The following is a 24439-nucleotide window of genomic DNA, read 5'->3' on the forward strand; positions in this document are numbered from 1 at the left end:
CTCGTTATCCTTGCGGCGTGAAGTATCCAAACGCTGGTTCAATCGCTGCTCCAACCGCCGCTATCCGCACGCACCGCCAACGGTGTGTACTCCTTGCTTGCTTGCTTCTGCTGCTTCCCGCTGTTCTTGTTGGCCAGCGGAAGGAGGCTTTGCCGAACGGCGGATCGTTGATTATCCGTTTGCGCGAAGGGGTTGCGCCGAAGCAGGCCCAGGAAATGCTTGCCGAATGCGCCGCGCACGTTGGGGCCAAGGCACAGATGCGAAGTTTTTTGGGGGGAAGAACCGCAATGCCGCTCCTTTCGGCAACCCGCCTGAACCGCTACGCCGTGGTGGATATTGATGCCACCGCCACTACCCCTTTCCTGGCCCAGTTGGCGGCACGCCCCGAGGTGGAGCTTGCCTTCCCGAACCGAACCTACCGCGTGGACGGCTTCCGCAACGACTCCCTGTACGGTGCGCAGTGGGGGTTGCGGAAATTGGAGGTTGAAGCCGCGTGGGAGCGGACAAAAGGGGATAGCAGCGTGGTGGTTGGAGTGATTGATACCGGAATTGATTTTGAACATCCCGACCTCCTTCCCTCAATCTGGGTGAACCGGGCCGAGGACCGCAACGGCAACGGGCGGTTCGACCCCTGGCCCGCCGATGAAGAACGGCAAGGGGTGAAAGGGGATTTGGACGGAATTGACCAAGATGGAAACGGCCTGCCCGATGATGTTATCGGCTACGATTTTGTTGACCAAACAATCTTGAACTTGGGCGATTGGACCGGGCGCGATCCCATTCCGTTCGATCCGCTGCGGGGTGAGTTCAACGCCCACGGGACCAACGTTGCGGGAATTATCGCCGCTGCGGCAGATAACCGGATTGGCGTTGCCGGCGTTGCCCCGGGGACCCGCTTGCTTGCGTTGCGGGCGTTCGACTCGCGAGGGAATGGCGAGGATGACGATATCTCCGCCGCCATTATCTACGCCGCCGACCGTGGCGCAAGCGTCATCAACATGAGCTTTGGCGACAGCTACTACTCACCGCTGATGCACGATGCCATTCGCTACGCCTACCAGCGCGGGTGCGTGCTGGTTGGCTCCAGCGGGAACGATGGCGGCGTGTTCAATCACTATCCTTCCAACTATCCCGAAGTCATCTCCGTTTCCGCCACCGACTCGAACGATATCCGGACCAGCTTCAGCACTTCGGGGTCGCACGTGTCGCTGGCGGGACCCGGTGCCGCAATCGCCACCACGAACACCTTTGGCCGATACTCCACCAGCTTTGGCGGAACCAGTGCGGCTGCGCCCTTTGTGTCGGGGGTGGCGGGTTTGCTCCGTTCGCTCCATCCAGCATGGGAACCGGACGCGGTCCGAACCGTGATGGAGCTTACCGCCGACGACCGCCGCAACGATGGATGGGACATTGATTACGGGGCCGGGCGGGTGAACGCACGCCGTGCCGTGAACTTCCCCGGCCCAGCCCAGGTCGCGCTGGAAACCCCCGCCGCCGAAACCGGCTTCCGCCGCGACACCACGCTGCAAGTGGTGGGGTCCGTAATGGCTCCGCTGCTGGATTGGTGGGAGCTTTCCTACGGGCTTGGCGAAACCCCGAAGGAGTGGGTGCCGATTGGAAAGCGAGGAAGGAAGGGGGCGGTTCACGACACGCTGGGGAGCTTTAGCACCGCCGGAATTCCCGACACAACCATCACGCTTCGGCTTGCGTTGGTGCTGACCGATGGCCGCCGAACCGAGCGGCGCGTTCGGCTGTTTGTGGACCGGACCGCGCCAACGTTTGCCACCCCGGTTGAGGTGATGAATATCTGGAGGTTCGACCGCCGCGCCGTTGCCATTCTGTTCCGCACCGATGACCAGACCCGCGCAGGGGTTTTCGTCCGGCCAACATCAGCCCCGAATGAGGCTTGGCGGCTGCTTGATCTGGAGCCGGAAAAATCGCTTTTCACCCGGACGCATCACCTGTATCTGACCGATCAAGAATTGGAGCGGGGGGTGAGGTACGATGCCTACGTGGTGGCGGTGAACAGCGCCGGCGACACGGTCCAGCATGGCTCGGCATCCGCGCCGCTGAAGGTGATGGTCGAGCCAATCGCAATGCCAACCGGAACCCTTGTTGAAACGCCCGTGGTGCTTCCGTACGGCTATCCATTGGACCAGTCGGCGCGGTTGTATTCGGACCGCCAGCCCTGCTACTTGCTCAACCGTTTTGCCGAGGGTGGGTTCGATAAACTTATCGCCTATTCCTTCGATGGAACCAGTTTCACCCCTCGCGATTCCACCGGAAACTGGGCTCCGCGTGGCGTGTGCGATTCCGACGGGAACGGGTTGATGGAGGTTCTGGGGCAATCGGGGGGGAAAGGGGTGTTGTTCGAGCAAGCCACCCCGGGCGGGTCCCCGTTTGCCACCATCAAATATGCCGACACCACCAGCGGCGGCTTCTATCCAAGCGGAGTTTTTGATTTTGAAGATGATGGAAAGATGGAGCTGATTGCCCGCAGTGCCGAGCCGGACACTGCCGGAAGCTACTTCTACATCTTGCAGTGGGACGGGAGCAAGTACCAGCAGATTGCGCGGCTGCAGAACCCAACGCCACCCGCCACACCAGGCGGAACCAACAGCTTCAGCAACAGCGAGTCGGTGGTGGCCGATTTTGACGGCGACGGACTGATGGAGGTCCTTTTGGCCGATGATGACAACGACTTCATGGCCTACGAGCGGGGAAGCGATGGAATGTTCCGATTGGTCTGGACAAAGCTGAACGAAGGGAGCGGAAACGCCCCGCTGATTGGCGCGGTGGACCTTGCGGGAACTGGGCGTTCGCTGATACTCACCGCCGTTGCATCCTTCCCATTTATGAACAGCGATCGTGAGTATGAGGCTCCATACTGGCAGGTCAACGCCTATCTGCGCTTCGATGATGGGCGGGATTCGTTGGTCTGGAGCCAGCGGTTTGCGTACCGCCAAACCAGCAGCGGGTTCCGCAACGTGATTGGCGGGGTGAACCTTTGGGGGAACCTGTCATCCGGCAAGGCGCAGCATATCGCCCTGTCGCTGTTCCCGAACGTCTATCTGTTCGCCGGCGACGCGTTGGGGGGGGAAATCAAGCCGGTCTGGTGGACGTATGGGCCAATCAACTACCGCCTGTTCACGGTCCCGCTGGGGAGCGGAACGGAGCAAGGGTTGGGGATTGGCGATGGCGACTCCATCCGCCTGTATCGGATGGACTCCAGCGCCATTCGCGGGACCGAACCAGCCGTTGCCCTTTCCGGCTGGGCACTGAGCGACTCGGCCATTACCCTTTCGTGGCTAAGCCCCGATCCAAGCGGATACTCGTTTGCGGTGCTTCGGGGTGAGGTGGTTCCTGGCAGCGCAGGGATCAGGTTGCAAGAAATCCAGCGGACGAACAATCTATCAACCATTGACACCGGGCTTGGAATGCCGGATGGAAGGCTGAAGGCTGGCGGAAGCTACGCGTATTTGATTCGGGCGATCAAGAATGGCACGGGGGAAGGGGCGGTTTCCAGCAATCTGCTGGTGACAACGGCGCATCAGCCGGCGCGCTTGGTCCGCGCCGAAGCCACTGCGGCGGAAGGGCTTTTGCTCCATTTCAGCCACCCGATGCGCCCCACGGTGGAGCGTGCTGGCGCGGTGGAGATCAGCGATCAACAAAGTGGCCAGTGGGTTTCCATTTCGTCGGTGATTGCTGCAAGCGATTCGGCCCTGCTGGTGCGGTTTGCCGCGCCGCAGCCTGGGCGTGTGGTTCGGGTCCGGCCAACGTTGCTCCTTCGCGACCGCGACGGCGCGCCAGCCGACACCGCCAGCAGCGTGGTGGTGGAATTGCCAATGCCCGACAGCCGCGCGCCGTTCATTGCTGCGCGTGCCAGCAAAAGTGGGGAACATGAGATTTCCGTTGAGTTCAACCGCCCGCCCGATGCCGCCACGGCGACCAATCCCGCCAACTACCAACTGGATCCGCCCGGCGCAATCCTGGGCGCGGCGATTGACCCGATTGACCCGCAGCGGGTGCTGCTGCGGCTTCCAGATTCTTACCAGCTTGCCCCGCTGGGCCGCCCCTATCTGGTGACGGTGACGGGGGTCAGCGACAGCAAGGGGAGATGGATCAACGACGGGGTGGGGAGCGTGGTTGGGTTCACGCTGGAGGGGAGCGATCTTTCGGGGGTGTTTGCGTTCCCGCAACCTTTCTCGGTTCAGGGGGATGAGCGCGTGTTTTTTGGCGGCCTAACCCGCGCAGCAACGGTGACGATTTTCACGCAGGGGGGAAGTGCAATCGCCACCATTGCCAGCCTTGCCGGGGACCAGCAAGTAAGCTGGGATGGCCGCGCCAGCAACGGCGATGTTGTTCCCGCAGGGGTCTATCTCTATCGGGTGCAAGGAACAAACCAAGCCGGAGAATCGGTGGAGAGTGAGTTGAAGAAAATCGTGGTGCTGCCGTGATTGCATTGAACGGGACGTTACCTTCTGGCAAATTCAACATGAGCGCAGTACTCGGAAATATTTTTGAAAAATGATCTCGGGAGGTGAGGAACCGATAAAATAAAGCGGGGTATCAGCTTGCCCTGACACCCCGTATTGGTTGAATTAACAGTTGAATTAACGAACGACAGTAAATCCTGTGCTGCCAAGCAAGTTCTGGTCAACAAATAGCTGTACAAAGTATTTGCCCGCTGGCAACCTACTGCTTAATGGGTGGTGAAGAACGCCAGCATCCACAAACCCTATCTGTTCTTCCAGAATTTTTTCACCCATGACCGTTACCACCTCGAATCGCACAGCACCTGGCGATTTCATTGTTGCGCTAATAACTGGCTGATTATTTACTATTCCAACCGATAGAGGTTCTGCTGCTAAGGTTGAAGCATCTATTTCTGTGGAAACATCTGATTGTTCAGGATACCAGCGAAGAAGGAATTGCCACCCACTCACGTATGCAGTATTCAGCGAAGGAAACGCCAATGAATTAATGTTGACAATGCTGTGAGTATCTAACGGGGTTTGTTGTTGGACCCAGGTTTCCCCACCATCGGTGGTTCGTACAATTTTTCCTTGCCCCCCCGTTGCTATCCCATTACGGCGATCAAGAAAACTAATGTCAAACAATCCTAAAGCTGGATCGCGCCATAATTTCTGAAGTGGAGTCCAAGTTTTTCCTCCATCGGTAGTTTTAGTATGCAAATCAAGTGCATTGTCGGCTTTCCCAGTTCGTTCATACCCGGCCGCAAAGCCGTACTGGGCATCGGGGAAATCTATTGCACCTGTGGTTATCTGCTTTAATTCTGGGGAGGAATGAGCATCCCAAGTTTTTCCTCCATCATATGTTCGTAAAAACATTTTTGCAACTACTGGCAATCCTTTATTCATTAAAAAGAATATTGTGTCACTTGAGATTGGGATTACTGCACCAATTGAAAAACCTTTAACGCTATCGGGTACAACTACTGGCTGCCAATTATTGCCTCCATCAACGGTTCGAAAGATTTTACTGCCAGCGACAACATATCCATGGATTGAATCATGCATCACAATAGTGCCATTTTTGCCGGGCGAGTTTTCAATTGGAAGGCGAACAGAATCCCAAGATTGCCCGGAATTCTTTGTGCGAAATACCAATCCTGAATCTCCAATAATAAAAATTGTAGAGAGTGTTGGATATGCTGCTTGATGAAATTGAAAAACCTCATCACCTTGTGGTAAAGGGATCAAACTCAAAGTATCATAAAGCAGAGTTGTCCATGATTTACCGCCATCTGTTGTGCGCCGTGCAAAGCTCAATCCCTGAATAGCTGAATCCCCACAGACGATGCAATGCTCATCATCTAAGCAAGTGATACTTCTAAATGCTGTTCCGTAAGAGCTATCTATTTTCACCCACTTCCCTTGTTGTGCTGTTGTTGGAATGCTTGCAAGGCATAACCAAAGGATCAACAATAAGAAGGAGGAGAAAATATTGGGCAGCTGAAATTTGGATTTTGTCATGTTTGTCGAAGGTCTGTGTTTGGAGTTCCGAAGGTGCTTCGTAGAGATAATGGATGGCAATTCGTATGTCATGAGTTGATTAGGAAGGGGAATCTTTCGTTTGTGTCAACTGTAAAGCTATGGGGTGACTAACTTCAACACAAGACTTTTTTACATGGAGCAGCATTTGCATTGGGTCGCATCTGAAGCACTGCGGGCAGGATGAGAAAATGGCCTATGCGTATCCAGGCCATCACCCATCCTCAGAACCCCGATTCCTGTTGTTTCGTATCCATTCGCAACGGGGCGTTGCTAACGGGGGTTGCGCCCCTATTTTTGCCGAGTTTTTCCGCTCATTGAAAACGCCGAGAGAGAGAAGTTATGAAGCATCACAAGAGGGAGGAGGCGCAGATGGAGCTTTTCATCGCGGCCTTAAGCGATGGGGATCATCCGTTTGCGTTCGCGGCTTCGGCCTCTGCTATCGGGCTGGATGAGTTCCAGGATCAGGTTACGGCCACCGGCATGGTGCGCCGGCTTGCCCATGAGATTATCGTCAATGCCCGGCTTACCGGAATCATCGTCCGCGAGTGCGACCGATGCCTTGCTGAAACGGAACTCCCCGTGGATGCCGAGCTAAGCCTGTACTATCACATCACCGTTCCTGGGGAGCGGACCACGCAGGCGGACGACCAAGAAATCCGTGAGCTGTCGGGGAATCACGATAGCATCATCCTTGATGAAGAAGTCCGGCAAGCCTTGCTGCTGGCGATCCCGCTGAAAACCCTTTGCCGCGATGACTGCAAAGGCCTTTGCTCCGGCTGCGGGGCGGACCTGAACAACGAACAGTGCCGCTGCACCAGCACGGAAATTGATCCACGGTGGCAAGGATTGGCGGGGCTGTTCCCGCAAGAGGAAGGGGAGAAGTAATGCTCCGCAAACAGGAGCCAACAGGGTAAACAAAACATCAACAATTATAGACCAGGAGATTCGCCATGCCAAATCCAAAACGGAAACACTCGAAGTCGCGCCGCGACAAGCGCCGCACCCATTACAAAGCAACCGCGCCAGCATTCGGCAAATGCCCGAACTGTGGCGAGACGAAGTTGCACCACACCGCCTGCGCTGCTTGCGGCTACTACAACGGGCGGGTGATACTGAACTCATCGTTGTAACCCAGCACCGTAACCCAGCGCGCAAGCCTTTGCCCGCCGGTGCAAGCCATTACCGGAAGGCACGTAGTTCGCCCTTGATTGGGAAACTACGTGCCTTCTTTTTTTACCGACTCATCGCTTATGACCAACTCCGGAACAAACGCCATCATCGTGGTGCTGATTACCGCGCCCTCCGTTGACGTTGCCCAGCAGATTGCTGCGACCCTTGTGGAAGAACGCCTTGCTGCGTGCTGCACCATCCTTCCCGCTGTCCGCTCGGTGTATCGCTGGGAGGGGAGGGTGGAGGATGCCGAAGAAGTGCTGGTGTTGGTGAAAACCGCCCAAGAATTCTTCCCGCAGCTTCAGCAACGGGTGTTGGAGTTGCACCCGTATCAGTTGCCGGAAGTGATTGCGGTTCCGGTGGTTGCCGGCCTTGCGGGATATGTGGACTGGGTGCTGGACTCGGTGCGCCGGTGATGCTTGAATTGCCCGGGCTACAGAGCCTTGTTTGGGTTTGCCAGAAGGCGCGGGCGTTTCTGTTTGGGGTTGTCGGAATCCACCCCTCCCATAAGGACCGCAATCGAGTGAAGTTGCGGAATCTGCTCGCAGATGATGCGGATGATTGCCGTCAGCGGCGCGGCAAGGATCATCCCAGGAATCCCCCATAACCACCCCCAAAACACCAACGACATCAGCACCACCAACGGGCTAAGGTTCAACCCCGAGGCCATAATGCGCGGCTCCAACACGTTCCCAATCAGGTTCTGCTCCACGATCAAGATCACCAGCACCAACGCCGCGGTCCCGGGCGCGCCGAATTGCAGCAGCGTGATCAGTGCCGGCAAGATGTTGGCCACCACCGACCCAATGTTCGGAATGAAATTGAGCAGGAAGGCGAAGAACCCCCACAGCAGCGCGAAGTCAACGCCGAACAGATAGAGCGTCCCCGCCGTCACCAGCCCCATCAGGACATTGATTAAGGTTTTGGTGAGAAGGTATCGCCGCACTTTCTCGTCAACGCGGTGGATCACTTCGGCAATCTGCTCGGCCCGCTCGGGGCTGAACGCCCGCTTGGTTTTTACCGCAAACGATCCGGTCCCGGCAAGGATGAACAGGGTGAACAGAAGGATCAGAAAGAAATCGCTCATCAAGGAGAGAAGGGAGTTCAGCCCGTTGGTGAGCACCGTGTTGAGCGTGGAGAAGTCGAAGCCGTTTTGCAGCGCGCTGTCAAGGTCAACCCCGTACTCGGTGGCGGTAACTTTCAGGTCCGCAAGCAGGGTGTTGAAGCGTTGCTCGTACTTCGGCGCGGCACTCACGAACGATGCCCCGCTGGCCTTGATAACGGAGTAGAGTCCGTAAATGCCGCCCGCCACAATTCCCAGCACCACAATGATGGAAACCGCGCGCGGAACCTTCAGCTTGTCCAGATAGATCACTAGCGGTTTGAAGACGTAGCTGACAAACACGGCAATCACCACAGGAAGCAGGATGCTTCCCAACTGGTAGAGAAGCACGCCAACCAGAAACACCACGATGATCCCCAAAAAAATGGGAATCAATCGGCTCCCCGATTCATGCGCCGCCGGCTGGTTCGGCGTTGATTGTTGAATCATTGATCCGCTATCGGCAGATAATGGCGACATCTTCCTCTGGCATGACAATGTTGTACAGGTATTGCTCGCGCGCCATTCCCAGCAGCTCCTGGCGGTGCTCGGGGGTTTTGATTGCCGAAAGGGTGAAGTAGCGTGCGGCCTGGCCGTAGCATCCAACGTCGGCGTACAAAGCTCCAAGCATCATCATGGTGGCGGGGTCGTCGCTTTCTCCAAGCTCCTTCAGCAATGCTTGCTCGCTGCTGGTAAGCTCGGATTGTTTTTGCTGGCTTAGCTGGAAGAAGGAGGAGGTGGAGCGATTAAGGATGTTATCCTCGTTCTGAAGGGTCCAAGTATACACCGCTTCGGGCTGAAGCATGGGGGCCGGCCAAACGGCTTGGGTATCGCTCACGGTGGTTTTGAACAGCTCATCCCCCAAGTAATTTCTTACGGTGACGGAGTACCGGCTAACGCCCGGCGTGCGAAGCCAGCGGAAGGTGATTGGTCCGCTGCTGATTGCGGTGGAGCGTGGCTCCAGCACAATCAGTTTGTCGCCACGCAGGTAGTCCATCAGCCCTGCGGCCTTGCCGAAGGGGTCGTCAATGCCGATGCGTTTTCCAACTTCGCTGTTGGCTTCGTTGCGTGCGGTTTCCAGCCCCTGGCGTTCGGCGGCGGCAATCAGCTGCGAGGAATCAATGGCGCGGGTTGCGCCGGCCTCGCTGGTACGGCTTTCGCGCCCGGCACCGCTGGCGGCGGCAAGGGTCCGAAGTGAGTTTGCAACGGCTTCGTTTTCCCCTTTCCCTGCGCGTTTGATAGCGTCGGCAACCTTCAGTTGGATTGGTTTGTTGTACTTCAGAACCTTCCCGTTGACCGATAGCTGCAGGGTAGCGTTCCCTTTCAGGATAATCACATCTTTCTTCCCAACAGCCTGCCCAATCTTTGGCGCGGCAGTGCCTTTGCTGGACTTCACCGTGACATCACCGGTGAAGAACAGAATGCGAACAGCGTCGTCGGCAATTGCCGGAAGGGCTGCCGCAAGAAGCAGAAGCAGTGTTGCGCCAAGCGTACGTCGCAATTCCTTGACCATAGCGCGTTCTTGGTTAAATGGTAAATGATCCCTTTCGTGTGTTGGTTGAACCTGCAGGAGGCTTCGCATTATACCAAAATTCTTCCTGCGTTGAACTCTGTGCTTTGCGCATTGCCAGAAATTCGTGAACTTCGCCCCGGTTCAGTTCCCCTTCAGACGCTTCCTCGTTCAGTATCTAACCAAGTTCAACGCACACATCTCCGTGACCAACTCAAGCATCGGGCATTCTACCGATAGCTTCCTGTCGCTTCTTGCACACGTCGAGGAATTGATTGATGCCGGAAGAATACGGGACGCACGCCGGTTCCTTGCGCAGTTCATCGAACGCAAGCAGCCGGAACCGCGTATGCTTCCGGCCCTGGCTTCCCTTTATTTGCGGGTGGGGAAGTCGGAGCAAGCATTGGCCACCATGCGCTCGGCAATTTCAGAATTGGGGGGTGAGGCCTCCCTCTTCAACGCACTTGGGCTGATGCTTGCCTCGATTGGGAAAGAGGAGGAGAGCCGCGAGCAGTTCGAGGAAGCGTTGAAGCTGGAGCCAACGAACAACGAAGCCCTCCGGAATCTTGCCTTCACCCTTCATCGCTCCGGGCAACGGCGGCGTTCGTATGGGCTGCTGATTGAGTGCGCCAAATCTTCGCCACTTTCGGTTGAGCTGCGGCTGATCTGCGGGACATTGCTGGAGTTGGATGGCCGGTTGGGCGATGCCGCGGCCTGCTACCGCGAAGTGGTGGAGCTAAGCACCGTTGCCCAGCAGATCCGCTTGGCCTCGCAGCGGCTGCTGTTCCTGAACACCACGGACCTTGCCGAATCGTTCGATGACGTGATCACCAAGCTGATTGAGGAAGGGGAGAAGGAAGGATGAGGCCGGTGGTGCGTCCTCTTTCCAAAAAAGCCAAGTTTCTCTCCATTCTTTCAATTTTTTCAATCCCTCCTTTCTCCATCTCTCAATTCTGTAACACTTCACGAGGATTGTTTCACCGCCACAAGGTCGGTGCTAACTTTGCGCCCCTTACGCACGGCAGCGAAAGCATACTGGTTTTGGGGATGCTCCGCATCTTCCAATCGCGCCAGTTTGATTGCTTGCCACGCTGCAAATCCAGCCAAATCCTGACAACGATTTTTCCACACTCACATGGCCGAAACTCAGTTTGATGTTATCGTCATCGGCAGCGGACCGGGCGGATACGTCGCCGCAATTCGCGCTTCCCAGCTTGGTCTGAAAACCGCCATTGTTGAACGCGACCGGCTTGGCGGCATCTGCTTGAACTGGGGGTGTATCCCCACCAAAGCGTTGCTGAAAAATGCCGAGTACATGCACTTCCTGAACCATGCTTCCGACTTCGGTTTCAGCTTCGATAACCTTTCGGTGGATTTCCAACGGGTGATCCAACGCAGCCGCGAAGTTGCCGATGCCAACAGCAACGGCGTTAGCTTCCTGATGAAGAAAAACAACATCACGGTAATCAGCGGCTGGGGGGTGGTGAAAGCGCAGGGCCAGGTGGAGGTCCGCGATACCGATGGCAATCCAACCCAGCAACTTTCCTGCCGCGCAATCATCCTTGCCACCGGCGCACGCCCGCGCGTCTTCCCGGGGATTGAGGTTGATTTCAAACGGGTGATCACCTCCACCGAGGCGATGATTCAAGAAAAACTTCCAGCATCCATGGTCATCATGGGGGCCGGGGCCATTGGGGTGGAGTTCGCCTACTTCTACAACGCGTTCGGAACAAAGGTCACGATTGTGGAGATGCAGCCGAATATCATGCCGATTGAGGATGAGGATGCATCGAAAGAAGTGGCGCGCGCATTCAAAAAACGGAAGGTGGAGCTGCTTACCGAACACCGCGTTATCTCCGCCAAAACCGTTGGCGACGGGGTTGAGGTGGTGGTGGAGGACAAGAACGGCAAGCAAAAAACGCTGAATGCCGACCTTGCCCTGAACGCCGTTGGCGTAACCGGAAACATTGAAGGAATTGGGCTGGAAGGGCTTGGAATCGCGGTGGAGCGGGGCCATATCAAGGTTGATAAATTTATGCAGACCAACGTGCCAGGGGTGTATGCCATTGGCGACGTGGTTGGCGCGCCGTGGCTGGCTCACGTTGCCAGTGCCGAAGGAGTGGTTGCTGCCGAGCATATCGCCGGCCACCACACCCCGGGGATGGATTACTCCAACATCCCGGGCTGCACCTACTGCCAGCCGCAAGTGGCCTCGGTTGGGATGACCGAAAAAGCCGCACGCGCTGCGGGATATGAGTTGAAGATTGGCAAGTTCCCCTTCAAAGCCAGCGGAAAAGCCCGCGCCATTGGGGAAACCGATGGCTTCGTGAAGCTGGTGATTGATGCCAAATATGGGGAGATTCTGGGGGCGCATATCGTTGGAAGCGAAGCCACCGAAATGATTGCCGAGCTTGGGCTTGCGCGGTCGCTGGAGGCCACCGGCGAATCGGTGTTCCGCACCATCCATGCCCACCCAACGCTCTCCGAAGCCGTGATGGAAGCCGCCGCCGATGCCTACGGCGAGGCCCTGAATATGTAAGATGCCAAACGTGCGCTGCCAACCGGGCACATCAACCTTGTTGGCAGCGTTCTTCTTTCCAACCATGTGATGCCAGCAGCAACTGAAACCACTCCTTTAACCCAGCCCCGCACCGCGGTGGCGCACTGGTTGGGGACCATTCGGTACCAGGAGGCATGGCAGCTTCAGCGTGAAGTATTCGATGCGGTGCTGAAAGGGGAACGCCCGAACACAATCCTGTTCTGCGAACACCCCGACGTGCTCACCATCGGCAAAAACGCCCGCGACGACCGCAATCTGCTTGCCCCGCGCCACGAGCTTCGCCAGCGCGGATACGAGGTGTTCGATGTTGATCGCGGCGGGGATGTCACCTACCACGGGCCCGGGCAGCTGGTGGGCTATCCGATTGTTCGGTTGGGGGATTTCCGGGAGGATTTGGGGTGGTACATGAGGGGGTTGGAGGAGGTCATCATCAAAGCCATTGGGGATTTTGGAATCGCTGGGGGAAGGATTGAAAAACTTACCGGGGTGTGGTGTGGGGACCGGAAAATCTGTGCAATCGGCGTGCGCGCAAGCCGCTGGACTACGATGCACGGGTTCGCGCTGAACGTTTCCACCAACCTTGAGCGTTTTGGGGCGATTGTCCCCTGCGGCATTGCCGACCACCCCGTAACCTCCATGCTTGCCGAAACCGGGCAAGCCCACACGCTGCTTGAAGTTGCCAACCGTTTTTCTGCACACTGGGATGGAGTGATGGCTGCCTGAAACTGATGCAGCTTGGCCAAGTTCTGGCAAAGGCTTGGCCAATCTTCCGGGCTGCTTATATTCGCGCACCTCTCTCCGAGAATAACGACCGCACAAGGAACCCTCAAACGAATGAATATGTGCCGTTTCGTGGCCTACATCGGCAAACCAGTTCTTGCCCACGACCTACTCTACAAGCCGCAGCACTCGCTGATTGAGCGGCAATCAATTGGCGCGCAGGAGATGTCAATCCCAATCAATGGCGATGGGGTTGGGATCAGCTGGTATGATTTCAGCCTTGACGACGAGCCGTGCCAATTCCGCTCGGTGCGTCCGGCCTGGAGCGATATCAACTTGCGGTATCTGAGCAAGAAGGTGAAAACCACCATGCTGTTTGCGCACGTCCGCGCCGCGACCCCGGGGTCGCTGGTGGAAGAAGTGAACTGCCACCCGTTTGTTCACGGGAAGCTGACCTGGATGCACAACGGAATGGTGCAAGGCTTCGGCAAAATCCGCCGCGCACTGCTCCGCGAACTGAAAACCGAAGCCTACGATGCCGTCCACGGCTCCACCGATTCCGAGCATCTGTTCGGTATGTTCTTGAATCGCTTGGAAAACCCGCTGGGGGATGTCACAACCCAGCAGATGGTGGACGCAATGTTTGGGATGTTCGATGACTTCAACACGTTGCTCTACGAACACGACATCCGTGAGCATTCCTACCTGAACCTGTGTGTCTCCAACGGCAAGGCGATTATTGCCACACGCTACACCACCAATCCACGGGTGCAGCCGGCATCGCTCTATTATATGTTTGGGAAGGAGTACGTGGCCACCAACGACCGCTGCTACATGATCCCTGACGAAGGGCGTAGCGAGACGATCATCCTTGCCAGCGAGCCGTTCACAACGCATAAATCGGACTTCGTGAAGGTTGGCCGCAACAGCATGATTATCGTGGATGAGGACCTCTCCATCCGTTTTGAGGACATCGAACTGCCGTTCGAAAAAGCCGCGTTTGTTTATAACGAGTAACATCAGCGCAGCGGACCCACAGCATGGACGCGCTCCCACGGAAATATCTAACCCAACAGGAGTACTTGGCGATTGAGCGAGCAGCCCAATGGAAGAGTGAGTATTACCAGGGGGAAATGTTCGCCATGGCTGGGGGATCGAATGCGCACAACCGGCTGATTGTGAACCTTACTGGTGAGTTGTTCAATCGCCTGAAGGGAACCAATTGTTTGCTGAACTCCAGCGACCTGCGGATTCAAGTAAGTGAAGCTGGTCTCTACACCTATCCTGACCTCTCGATTGTGTGTGGCCAGCAAGAGTTCGCCGACGGAGTGAAAGATACTTTGACCAATCCCGTGGTGATTGTTGAGGTGTTATCACCCTCCACGGAATCCTACGACCGTGGGGAGAAGTTCCGAATGTATCGCCAGCTGCCAAGCCTGCGGGAGTACATTCTGATTGCCCAGGACCGTCCGTTTGTGGACCAGTTCATCCGCGATGACGAGGACCGCTGGTTTGTGCTGATGACGCAAGGGTTGGAGTCGGTGCTGACGTTGCAGAGTTGTGGGGTCTCCATTCCGATGAGCGCGTTGTACGAGAATGTGGAGTTTGCCAATTCAAACGAGCAGGAGGGGGGATAGATGGACGCTCTTCCACGGAAATATCTAACCGAAGAGGAGTACTTGGCGATAGAGCGAGCAGCCCAATGGAAGAGTGAGTATTACCGGGGAGATGTTCGCCATGGCTGGGACAAGCCGCAATCATGCCCGCATTGCGTTCAATGCTGCTGGCGAGCTTCATGGCGGATTAAAGGGAAAAGGCTGCGAAGGATATGTGAGCGATATGCGGGTCCACGTGGAGCGTTCGGGATTATATACCTATCCCGACATCGCCATCGTCTGCGGGAATCCGGAGTTCCAAGATGGAGCGTTCGACACGCTGCTGAACCCGGTGGTGATCTTTGAAATTCTTTCCCCCTCCACGGAATCCTACGACCGTGGGAAGAAATTCCAGATGTATCGCCAGCTGCCAAGCCTGCAGGAGTACATCCTGATTGCCCAGGACCGTCCGTTTGTGGACCAGTTCATCCGCGATGACGAGGACCGCTGGTTTGTGCTGATGACGCAAGGGTTGGAGTCGGTGCTGACGTTGCAGAGTTGCGGGGTATCCATTCCGATGAGCGCGTTGTACCAGAATGTGGAGTTTGCCAATCCAAACGAGCAGGAGGGGGGATAGATGGACGCTCTTCCACGGAAATATCTAACCGAAGAGGAGTACTTGGCGATTGAGCGAGCAGCCCAATGGAAGAGTGAGTATTACCAGGGGGAGATGTTCGCTATGGCCGGGGGATCAGAGGCTCATTCGCTTATTGCAATGAACCTTGGGGGGGAGATACGAGAGGCCTTACGATCGAAGCCTTGCCGGGTGTATAACAGCGACCTTCGGGTTCAGGTGGATAGCGTGGGGCTTTATACCTATCCCGATCTCTCCATCGTGTCTGGCCAGCCGCAATTTGCTGAGGAGCAGAAGGATAACTTGCTGAACCCGGTTGTCATTATCGAGATACTCTCACCCTCAACCGAGGCCTACGGCCGGGGGAAGAAATTTGATCTTTACCAACAGCTTCGTTCGTTGAAGGAGTACATCTTGGTTGCTCAAGATCGTGTCTCCGTCATAAGCTACGTGCGCAACGACGATGCCGAAACGTGGACGATGCGTTCATACTGGCAACTTCAGGACGTATTAACGATTGCCAGCTGCAACGCCACGGTTCCGCTTGCAGAAATCTACCGGGATGTTCCCAACGTGGAGTCCCTTCCCCTTGCCGGGTAGCGGGGGGGATCAGGGAATTTGTTCTTTCAGGGGGGCGTTCGCTAACGTTCTTCCATCAAACGGCCATTCTCAATCAGCATGGTTTCAACATTTCTACCGTTCATCTTGCTGCTTCCACTTGCGGGGTTTGCCATCAACGGCATCTTCGGCAAGAAAATCAACTCCGAACGCCTTAGCGGGTTGATTGGGGCCAGCACCGTCGGCATTGGCTTCATCCTTTCGGTGGCCATTTTCTTGGAATTGTTAGGCATGGCGCCCGATGCCCGCAGCGTCGGGGTCAACCTTGCCGATTGGATCACCGCCGGGCAGTTCTCGGTTGGCTTCAGCTACTTGGTTGATCCCCTTTCGGTCATCTTCCTTCTGGTTATTACCGGGGTTGGGACGCTTATCCACATCTATTCGATGGGGTACATGCATGGCGACCCCGGGTTCAGCCGGTTCTTCGCCTACCTGAATCTCTTCATCTTTATGATGTTGAATCTGGTGCTGGCCGATAACCTTCTGCTGACCTTCCTCGGCTGGGAAGGGGTGGGGCTTTGCTCCTTCCTCCTGATCGGCTTCTGGTACGACCGCAAGTTCGAAGGTGTTGGAATCACCTGGACCGGCGATGCCGCAAAAAAAGCCTTTGTGGTGAACCGCATCGGCGACTTGGGAATGCTGATTGGGATGTTCATCCTGTTTAGCCAGTTCGGCACGCTGAACTATCATCAGCTCACCGAAGTCCTCTCCTCCGGCGCGTTTTTCCCGGGGGGAAGCGACCTTCTGACGGTGGCCGCGCTTTGCTTGTTCGTTGGCGCGTGCGGGAAGTCGGCTCAGATTCCGTTGGGAGTTTGGTTGCCTGATGCAATGGCCGGCCCAACCCCGGTTTCGGCATTGATCCACGCGGCAACAATGGTGACCGCTGGCATCTTCCTGATTAGCCGGAACGCCACGCTGTTCACCCTTTCGCCAACGGCAATGGCGGTTGTCACCGGCGTTGCCGCCACCACCGCGCTGATTGCCGCCACCGTCGGCATTGCCCAAAACGACATCAAGAAAGTGCTGGCCTACTCCACCGTTAGCCAGCTTGGGTTCATGTTTGTGGCGTTGGGGGTTGGGGCCTTCACTGCGGCGGTTTTCCACGTTGTCACCCACGCGTTTTTCAAAGCCCTTCTCTTCTTGGGCTCCGGCTCCGTGATCCACGGAATGCACGAGGAACAGGACATGCAGAAGATGGGCGGCTTGAAAAAATATATGCCGCACACCTACAAAACGTACCTGATTGGCGCGATTGCCATTGCCGGTATCTTCCCGCTCAGCGGTTTCTTCTCCAAAGATGAAATCTTGTACCACGCCTTCAACGATGGCAGCCCTGTGCTGTGGGTTGTTGGCGCGGTTGCGGCCTTCTGCACCGCCTTCTACATGTTCCGCTCGGTCCATCTCACGTTTGATGGGGAGGAGCGGTTCGACCATCACCACGTCCACCCGCACGAGTCGCCCGCCAGCATGACGGTTCCGCTTTGGATACTGGCTGTGCTCTCGGTTGTTGGCGGATTCTTGGGGCTTCCCGCAATCTTTGGGGAGCACGTCCACCTGCTTCATAGCTGGCTTGAACCGGTGTTCGCCCCGGCCTACAAGTTCTTCTCGCAACATCACGCCTCGCATACCACCGAGCTTGTTCTGATGGTGGTTTCGCTCTGCATTGGCATTGCCGGAATCTTAACGGCGCGGCGGGTTTATATCCAGAAGCCTGGCACTGCCGACAAGGTGGCCGCGCGCTTCCCTGCGGTCCACAAACTGCTGTGGAATAAGTGGTATGTGGACGAGATCTACGAAGTCGGCATCGTGAAATTTATCTGGGTGACAAGCCAGTCGTTCCTGCATCGCATCTTCGATAAAAAGATCATTGATGGAATCTTGCACACCCTTGCCAACGGAGCCGGGGCCGCCGGGCGCGGGCTTCGCCAAATTCAAACCGGGGTTGTCACCAACTACGTGACGCTGTTTGTGCTTGGCATTCTTATCATCGTTGGCTATCTGATCCTGGGCTAATCAACCGTACACACACACACCATGATTCTTCTTCTGACGCTTCTGGTTCCGTTGGTCTTTGCGCTGCTGCTGTGCGCGGTTCCTTCCGGCAATAAGTCGCTTCATAAAACCATCACAACCGTTGGTTCTGTTGTTGCGTTTGCTGCTTCGCTTGCGCTCTGGTTCAGCTTCGATAAAAGCAATCCCGGCTTCCAATTCACCACCAACTGGATGTGGATTCCATCGCTGGACATCGGCTTCCGGCTTGGTGTTGATGGGATGTCGCTGCTGATGGTGGTGCTGACCACGTTCATCTTCCCCATCTCCATTGTTGCCAGCTACGACAGCATCCGCGACCGCGAGAAGATGTACTACATCATGCTGCTGTTGCTAGAGTTCGGGCTGCTTGGGGTGTTCGTCTCGTTGGATACGTTCCTCTTCTACATTTTCTGGGAAGTGGTCCTTATCCCGATGTACTTCTTGATCGGCATCTGGGGGGGGAAGGACCGGATCTACGCGGCGATGAAGTTCTTCATCTACACCATGGCTGGCTCGCTGCTGATGCTGGTGGCGATTATCTACCTGGGGCAGTATGGCCAAAACGGTGGCTTCACCGGCGACATGCAAAAGCTGATGACGATTGCCCCGTCCATCCCGCTCGATGCGCAGCAATGGCTCTTCCTGGCGTTTGCCCTCAGCTTCTGCATTAAAGTTCCCCTTTTCCCGCTTCATACATGGCTTCCCGACGCACACACCCAAGCGCCCACCGCTGGCTCGGTGATCCTTGCCGGGGTGATGCTGAAAATGGGGACCTACGGGTTGATCCGTTTTAACCTGCAACTCTTCCCGCAAGCCTCGCTCCACTATGCGGACCTGATCGCCATTCTTTCGGTGATTGGCATCATCTACGGCGCGTTGGTGGCAATGGTCCAGACGGACATCAAGAAGCTGGTGGCCTACTCATCGGTTGCCCACATGGGCTTCGTGACGCTGGGCATCTTCTCGATGACCGCCGAAGGGGTGCAAGGCGCGGTGCTGCAAATGGTCAACCACGGGCTTTCCACCGGGATGCTCTTCTTGCTGATCGGCGTGATTTACGAACGCCGCCACACCCGCGAAATGTCGGAGTTCGGTGGCCTGTCGAAGTCCATGCCGGTCTATGCCACGTTCTTCTTTATCGCCGTGCTGGCCTCGGTTGGGTTGCCAGGGCTGAACGGGTTCGTTGGGGAATATCTGACGCTGATCGGCGCGTACCTGTCGGACCACCTCGGCTCCAAACTCTACGCTGTGGTTGCGGCTTCTGGGGTGATCCTTGCGGCGGTCTATCTGCTGATCTTGTTCCAGAAAATGTTCTTCGGCCCGCTGACAAAATCGGAGAACGCTTCGCTGAAGGACCTGACGGGGCGCGAGGTTGGGATGTTCGTTCCCATCGTTATCCTTTGTCTGTGGATCGGCTTCCAGCCAAATACATTCCTGAGCGTTACCGAAACCAGCAGCCGCGCAGTGGTTGGGGTGATTGAAGGATTGAAAGGGGAGAGCCGCTACGCCGATGTTGCCGCCGCCCGGCTGAATCCAAACGCGCCGCCAAAACCGGTTCCGGTGAAAGGGATGGAGAATGTGAAACTTGCACCGACACCCCCTGCCGGCGCGCCTGTTCCGATGCCGGTTCCGAACTCCACCAACGAGCCAATCCGGGTGAAGGTTCCCGCCGATGGTGGTCCGGTCCAGCTTCCCCCACCAAAGAAGTAACGGCAGCACGCATTGGAGCATTCGATCATTGCTGTTAGCCCGTGGCTGATTCTGCCGTTTGCGCTGCTGCTGGCGGCGATTGCCACCATGCCGTTTATCGCGGGGGATTGGTGGCACAAAAACTACAAATGGGTGGCGATTGGGCTGGGGTCCGGCGTTGCGGGGTGGTATCTGTTTGGGCTGCACGCCGAACACCGTGTGTGGGAAACCTTGCATGAGTATCTGGGCTTCTTCGCGATTATGGTGGGCCTGTTTACGGTTGCTGGGGGAATCCATATCACGATTAAAGGGCGTTCCACCCCGAACGAAAATTTGGCGTTCCTTGTTGCCGGCGCGGTGATTGCCAACTTGGTGGGAACAACCGGTGCCTCGATGCTTCTGATCCGCCCGTACTTGCGGAACAACCGGTATCGGGTCTCGGCCTATCACGTAGTCTTTTTCATCCTGATCGTCTCGAACGCTGGTGGCGCGCTGACCCCGATCGGGGACCCTCCGCTTTTTTTGGGCTACTTGCGGGGCATTCCGTTCTTCTGGATTACCGAGCATTCGGTGCTTCCGTGGCTGGTGGCGGTTGTTCTTCTGCTGGGAATCTTTTACTGGATTGATTGGCGCAACTTCCACCGGATGCCGGAACGGTTGCAGCATCAGGTGGTTGCCGAGGGGGAGAAAACGATCATCACCGGGGGGCATAACTTGCTGTGGCTTGGGGTGGTGATTGGGGCGGTGTTTATCCAAAATCCCCCGTTCCTTCGCGAGGGGGTGATGCTTGCGGCGGCGGCGGTCTGCTACTTCACAACAAAGCGGGAGATTTACGCCAGCAACAAGTTTACGTTCGAGCCGGTGCAGGAGGTTGGGTATCTGTTCATCGGCATTTTCCTAACGATGATGCCAGCGTTGGATTGGCTTTCGGCCAACGCCCGCGCAATCGGTGCCGATTCCCCCTCAACGCTCTATTGGGCAACCGGGATGCTGAGCGCGGTGCTGGACAACGCGCCAACGTACTTGACATTTTTGGCAGCTTCGATGGGATCCGCCGGGATGCAGATTGGCAGCCGTGCCGATGTTCTGGCATTCTTGGGGACCCACGAATTGCAAGTCGTCGCGATCTCCGTGGCGGCGGTCTTCTTTGGGGCCATGACCTACATCGGCAACGGGCCGAACTTCATGGTGAAATCCATTGCCCAGCATTCCGGCGTTACCATGCCCGGGTTCTTTGGGTACATCGTCAAGTTTAGCTTGCCGATACTGCTTCCGATACTCCTAATCGTCTGGATACTCTTTTTCCTATGACGCAAACAGACTTTCTTGCCGCACTACCGATTGAGATCATCAGCCTTTTCGCGCTGGTGATCATGCTTGCCGATGCCCTTGTTGAACGGAGCACACGGCTGTGCCAAACGCTTTCCATTGTGGGATTGCTTGGCGGGCTTGCCGCCAGCGTGTATGCCCATATCACCATGCCGGGCCAGACCGCTTTCAGCGGGATGATCGTGGCTGGCGGGATGTCCACGTTGTACGACATCATCTTCTGCGGGGCGGGGATTATGACCGTGCTGCTTGCACGGGAATACCTGACGCGGATTGGCGGGATGTACGACGAGTTCTACACCCTGCTGATGATGTCCATTGCCGGGATGATGCTGATGGGCCACTCCGCCGACTCCATGCCGATGTTTGTTGGGCTTGAGGTGATGTCCATCTGCTTCTACGTGATGGCCGGATTGGTGCGGAACAAACTTTCCAGCAACGAGGCCGCACTGAAGTACTTCCTGCTTGGCGCGTTTGCCAGCGGGTTCCTTCTGTACGGCATTGCCCTGGTGTATGGCTCGGTTGGCAGCACCGCCTACTCGGCGATTGCCGCAAAAGCCATATCCACCCAGTTCCCAACCCTTTTCTGGATTGGAATCGGGATGATGATTATTGGGCTTGGCTTCAAGGTTGCCGCCTTCCCGTTCCACCAGTGGGCGCCCGACGTTTACCACGGCGCGCCGACGGTGGTGACAGGGTTTATGAGCACCGCAGGGAAGGCCGCGGCCTTTAGCGGGTTTGTTGGGTTTATCGCCCCAACAATGGCAAGCATGGCCCCGGGGCTGGAGAAAGCAAAAGTGATTTTGGCGTTCCTTGCCGTTGGATCCATGCTTGTTGGAAACATCACCGCGCTGGCGCAAACCAATGTGAAACGGATGCTGGCCTACTCATCGGTTGCCCATGCCGGATACCTGATGATTGGCCTTGCTGCGGGGAACCCTGCCGGATGGACCGGCATCACCTACTACCTTGTGGCCTACCTGTTCATGCAGATTGGCGCGTTTGCCGTGGTTGGCGTTCTGGAACGCGAAAACGGCGGCAACCTAACCCTTGACGATTACCGAGGCCTGGGCCGCCGCTGCCCAAAACTTGCGTTGGTGATGTCGTTGTTCATGTTCTCGCTAACGGGCATTCCTCCGTTTGCCGGGTTCTTTGGCAAGTACTACCTGTTCAGCGCCGCAATTCAGGCCGACATGACGTGGCTGGCCATTGTGGGCGTTGTCTCGTCGGTGATCTCCGTTTGGTTTTACTTGGGCTTGGTTGTCACCATGTACTTCCGCGAGCCGTTGGGGGAGATCGAGGGGGGCGATACCAATCTTTCCACCCGCACCGCGCTGGCCCTTTCCATCATCGGCACGCTGGTGGTGGGATTGATCCCACAGGTGATTATCAACATGGTGGCGCGGTAAATGAATCCAATCTCCAGAATCGTTTCTGGAGCAGCTAACAGGGATCCTTTCTGGAGCAGCAGGGGCTATGACCTCAATCTCCAGAACCCTTTCTGGAGCAGCTAATGGAGCCAGAACCCAGCACTGCCTGCCAAAGGCCGTGCTGTCTTCTGGTTCCTTTTTCATGGAGAAAGTATTCGGGGATATTTCCGGCAATCAGCCGCCGAGGAGAGAGAGTAACCGAAGGGTAGCGGCAGGTCTTTAGCCTGCCCAGTAGAGATTCGCCGAAGGCTAAAGACCTTCGGCTACCAGCAATGCACCGTTTTCATGGAGAAGGTATTCGGAGATATTTCCGGCAATCAGCCGCACAACCACTTCGTCTTTACGCCGCATGGGAGCAGTAACCACACATAGTGAGCATCTTCGTGCCGACACGCTATCGGAGCGGGAAGCGTTGGTGCTTCGCTACATTGTGCAGCATTACATCCTGACGGCAACCCCGGTCGGTTCGCGCTATCTTTCCAAGCGATTGGAGGAGGAATCCATCAGCGCGGCCACCATCCGCAATGTGATGGCGGACTTGGAGGAGAAAGGGTATATCACCCACCCGCACACCTCGGCCGGAAGGGTCCCAACCGACTTGGGGTATCGGCTGTACGTTGATGGATTCGTGAAGGCCGAACCATTAACCCAATCCGAACGCACCAGCATCCGCCGCCAGCTTGACGTAACCGCCCCAACCTCGGTGATGATGCGCGACATCAGCCGCATCATCGGCGACATCACCCAGCAGCTTGGAATCGTCACCGCACCGGAAATTTTGGGGAGCCGTCTGGAGCGGATCGAGCTTGTGCAGCTTTCCACAGCGCGCCTGCTGGTGGTGCTTTCGCTTGATTCCGGGTTGGTCCGGACCATCACTCTGGAAATTCATCAGGAGATTGGACGCGAGCGATTGCTTCCGGTGGTGGAGGTCCTGAACCAGCGGCTTACCGGCCTTACCCTTGTGGAAATCCGCGCAAGCTGCCACGACCGCCTTCGCGATGTTGCCGTTGGCGACGCCACCCGAATCGTCCAAGCGGTGATTGCCAGTAACGAACGAATCTTTTCGCCAGGAAGCGACGTTGGGCGCGTGGCAATTTCTCCGGCGCAGAACATCCTTCGCCACCCCGAATTTTCCTCACCCGAACAGCTTCGCGGCGTTGTGGAGCTGATTGAAAATGAGGAGATGATTATCCACCTGTTAGAAGAACATCCCGGCGAGGAAAACCGCGTTGAGGTGACGATAGGATCGGAACACAGCGACGAGCGGCTGAAAGAATACAGCCTGATAACCACACGATACCAGAACGGAAATTCGTCAGGGACAATCGGATTGATTGGCCCGCGCCGGATGAACTACTCACGCATGATTACCGTGGTGGAATACGTTGCCCGGATTATCTCCGGCCCAACATACGACCGCTGACAGATCACTGCCCGGAGCATTGCCCAGTGAAAAACCCATTTCGACGACGAACAACAACCATGCAGAACGAAGAATCACCGATGAACGAACAAGAACGCGAAGAAACCTTTGAGGGGGGGGAAGCCGCCGTAGAAGTGTTCGAGCAGATTGCCCAGTTGCAGCAGGAAAACCAAGCCCTGCGCGAGAAGGTCCTCCGCTCGGTTGCCGAGGTTGACAACGTCCGCCGCCGCAGCCAGCAGGAGTCGCAGAATATCATCCAATACGCCAACGAACGCTTGCTGCGCGAGCTGCTTCCGGTGGTGGACGACATCAACCGGTCGGTGGAAGCTGGCGCGCAAAACAAAGATTTCGACTCCTTCTACCAGGGGGTGATGATGGTGCGCGATAAGGTGATGCGGGTGCTGGAATCGCAAGGGGTGAAGCCGATGAACGTTGTGGGCATCCCCTTCGATCTTTCCCAGCACGAAGCCTTGCTTCGCCAACCAAGCGAAGCCCCCGAGGACACCATCGTTGGCGAGATCGAGACCGGCTACACCTACGGCGACCGCGTCCTTCGCCACGCCAAAGTCATTGTCTCCGCCGGAAGCTAATCCAGAGCTAATCCAGCAATC

The 24439-nt window shown here is 56.6% G+C and carries 20 protein-coding genes; 17 read left to right on the forward strand and 3 right to left on the reverse strand.

Annotated features, from left to right (window positions below):
- Positions 1-17: 17 nt before the first annotated feature.
- Positions 18-4457, forward strand: coding sequence for a S8 family serine peptidase (locus IPM61_13120; GenBank protein ID MBK8912258.1), 4440 nt, complete (start codon positions 18-20; stop codon positions 4455-4457).
- Positions 4458-4613: 156 nt separating this feature from the next.
- Here the strand turns inward: IPM61_13120 and IPM61_13125 are convergent, their stop codons facing one another.
- Entirely contained in the window at positions 4614-5996 is a 1383-nt protein-coding gene (locus IPM61_13125) for a hypothetical protein (GenBank protein ID MBK8912259.1), read from the reverse strand.
- Positions 5997-6356: 360 nt separating this feature from the next.
- On the opposite strand from IPM61_13125, the gene IPM61_13130 reads away from it, so the two are divergent.
- The 3 genes from IPM61_13130 to IPM61_13140 all read left to right on the forward strand — a co-directional run bounded on the left by IPM61_13130 (position 6357) and on the right by IPM61_13140 (position 7603).
- Positions 6357-6902 (forward strand): DUF177 domain-containing protein, encoded by a 546-nt coding sequence (locus IPM61_13130; protein ID MBK8912260.1) that lies wholly within the window; start codon positions 6357-6359, stop codon positions 6900-6902.
- A 65-nt stretch (positions 6903-6967) separates the two neighbouring features.
- A complete protein-coding gene (rpmF, locus tag IPM61_13135) occupies positions 6968-7147 on the forward strand; it encodes a 50S ribosomal protein L32 (GenBank protein MBK8912261.1) in 180 nt (59 codons plus the stop codon).
- Between the two features lie 120 nt (positions 7148-7267).
- Positions 7268-7603, forward strand: coding sequence for a divalent-cation tolerance protein CutA (locus tag IPM61_13140; GenBank protein MBK8912262.1), 336 nt, complete (start codon positions 7268-7270; stop codon positions 7601-7603).
- A 17-nt stretch (positions 7604-7620) separates the two neighbouring features.
- Here the strand turns inward: IPM61_13140 and IPM61_13145 are convergent, their stop codons facing one another.
- Both IPM61_13145 and IPM61_13150 read right to left on the reverse strand, forming a co-directional pair.
- The gene (locus IPM61_13145; GenBank protein ID MBK8912263.1) at positions 7621-8739 is read right to left on the reverse strand and encodes an AI-2E family transporter; all 1119 of its coding nucleotides are present in this window, start codon (positions 8737-8739) and stop codon (positions 7621-7623) included.
- A gap of 7 nt (positions 8740-8746) precedes the next feature.
- Positions 8747-9802 (reverse strand): hypothetical protein, encoded by a 1056-nt coding sequence (locus tag IPM61_13150; protein ID MBK8912264.1) that lies wholly within the window; start codon positions 9800-9802, stop codon positions 8747-8749.
- A gap of 202 nt (positions 9803-10004) precedes the next feature.
- On the opposite strand from IPM61_13150, the gene IPM61_13155 reads away from it, so the two are divergent.
- The 13 genes from IPM61_13155 to IPM61_13215 all read left to right on the forward strand — a co-directional run bounded on the left by IPM61_13155 (position 10005) and on the right by IPM61_13215 (position 24418).
- A complete protein-coding gene (locus IPM61_13155; GenBank protein ID MBK8912265.1) occupies positions 10005-10664 on the forward strand; it encodes a tetratricopeptide repeat protein in 660 nt (219 codons plus the stop codon).
- 270 nt (positions 10665-10934) lie between these two features.
- Positions 10935-12338 carry a dihydrolipoyl dehydrogenase gene (gene lpdA / locus IPM61_13160; protein ID MBK8912266.1) on the forward strand — a complete coding sequence of 468 codons (1404 nt, stop codon included), beginning with the start codon at positions 10935-10937 and terminating at the stop codon, positions 12336-12338.
- 69 nt (positions 12339-12407) lie between these two features.
- Positions 12408-13082 (forward strand): lipoyl(octanoyl) transferase LipB, encoded by a 675-nt coding sequence (gene lipB, locus IPM61_13165; GenBank protein MBK8912267.1) that lies wholly within the window; start codon positions 12408-12410, stop codon positions 13080-13082.
- A gap of 111 nt (positions 13083-13193) precedes the next feature.
- Positions 13194-14096 carry a class II glutamine amidotransferase gene (locus IPM61_13170; protein ID MBK8912268.1) on the forward strand — a complete coding sequence of 301 codons (903 nt, stop codon included), beginning with the start codon at positions 13194-13196 and terminating at the stop codon, positions 14094-14096.
- Between the two features lie 23 nt (positions 14097-14119).
- Positions 14120-14716, forward strand: coding sequence for a Uma2 family endonuclease (locus tag IPM61_13175; GenBank protein MBK8912269.1), 597 nt, complete (start codon positions 14120-14122; stop codon positions 14714-14716).
- Between the two features lie 73 nt (positions 14717-14789).
- On the forward strand, positions 14790-15311 hold the full coding sequence (locus IPM61_13180) for a Uma2 family endonuclease (GenBank protein MBK8912270.1): 522 nt from the start codon (positions 14790-14792) through the stop codon (positions 15309-15311).
- Positions 15312-15908: a Uma2 family endonuclease gene (locus tag IPM61_13185; protein MBK8912271.1), complete on the forward strand. Its 597-nt coding sequence runs from the start codon at positions 15312-15314 to the stop codon at positions 15906-15908.
- Between the two features lie 78 nt (positions 15909-15986).
- Positions 15987-17939 (forward strand): NADH-quinone oxidoreductase subunit L, encoded by a 1953-nt coding sequence (gene nuoL, locus IPM61_13190; GenBank protein ID MBK8912272.1) that lies wholly within the window; start codon positions 15987-15989, stop codon positions 17937-17939.
- A 21-nt stretch (positions 17940-17960) separates the two neighbouring features.
- Positions 17961-19667 (forward strand): NADH-quinone oxidoreductase subunit M, encoded by a 1707-nt coding sequence (locus IPM61_13195; protein ID MBK8912273.1) that lies wholly within the window; start codon positions 17961-17963, stop codon positions 19665-19667.
- Between the two features lie 12 nt (positions 19668-19679).
- Positions 19680-20957 (forward strand): sodium:proton antiporter, encoded by a 1278-nt coding sequence (locus IPM61_13200; protein ID MBK8912274.1) that lies wholly within the window; start codon positions 19680-19682, stop codon positions 20955-20957.
- Positions 20954-22384 (forward strand): NADH-quinone oxidoreductase subunit N, encoded by a 1431-nt coding sequence (locus IPM61_13205; protein ID MBK8912275.1) that lies wholly within the window; start codon positions 20954-20956, stop codon positions 22382-22384. The genes IPM61_13200 and IPM61_13205 overlap by 4 nt, the downstream gene beginning before the upstream one ends.
- Before the next feature lie 370 nt (positions 22385-22754).
- Positions 22755-23828, forward strand: coding sequence for a heat-inducible transcription repressor HrcA (hrcA, locus tag IPM61_13210; GenBank protein ID MBK8912276.1), 1074 nt, complete (start codon positions 22755-22757; stop codon positions 23826-23828).
- Between the two features lie 59 nt (positions 23829-23887).
- Positions 23888-24418, forward strand: a complete 531-nt coding sequence (locus IPM61_13215; protein ID MBK8912277.1) for a nucleotide exchange factor GrpE — start codon at positions 23888-23890, stop codon at positions 24416-24418.
- Positions 24419-24439: the final 21 nt, after the last annotated feature.

This window comes from Chlorobiota bacterium, from assembly GCA_016710285.1.
GTDB lineage: Bacteria > Bacteroidota > Ignavibacteria > OLB7 > OLB7 > OLB7.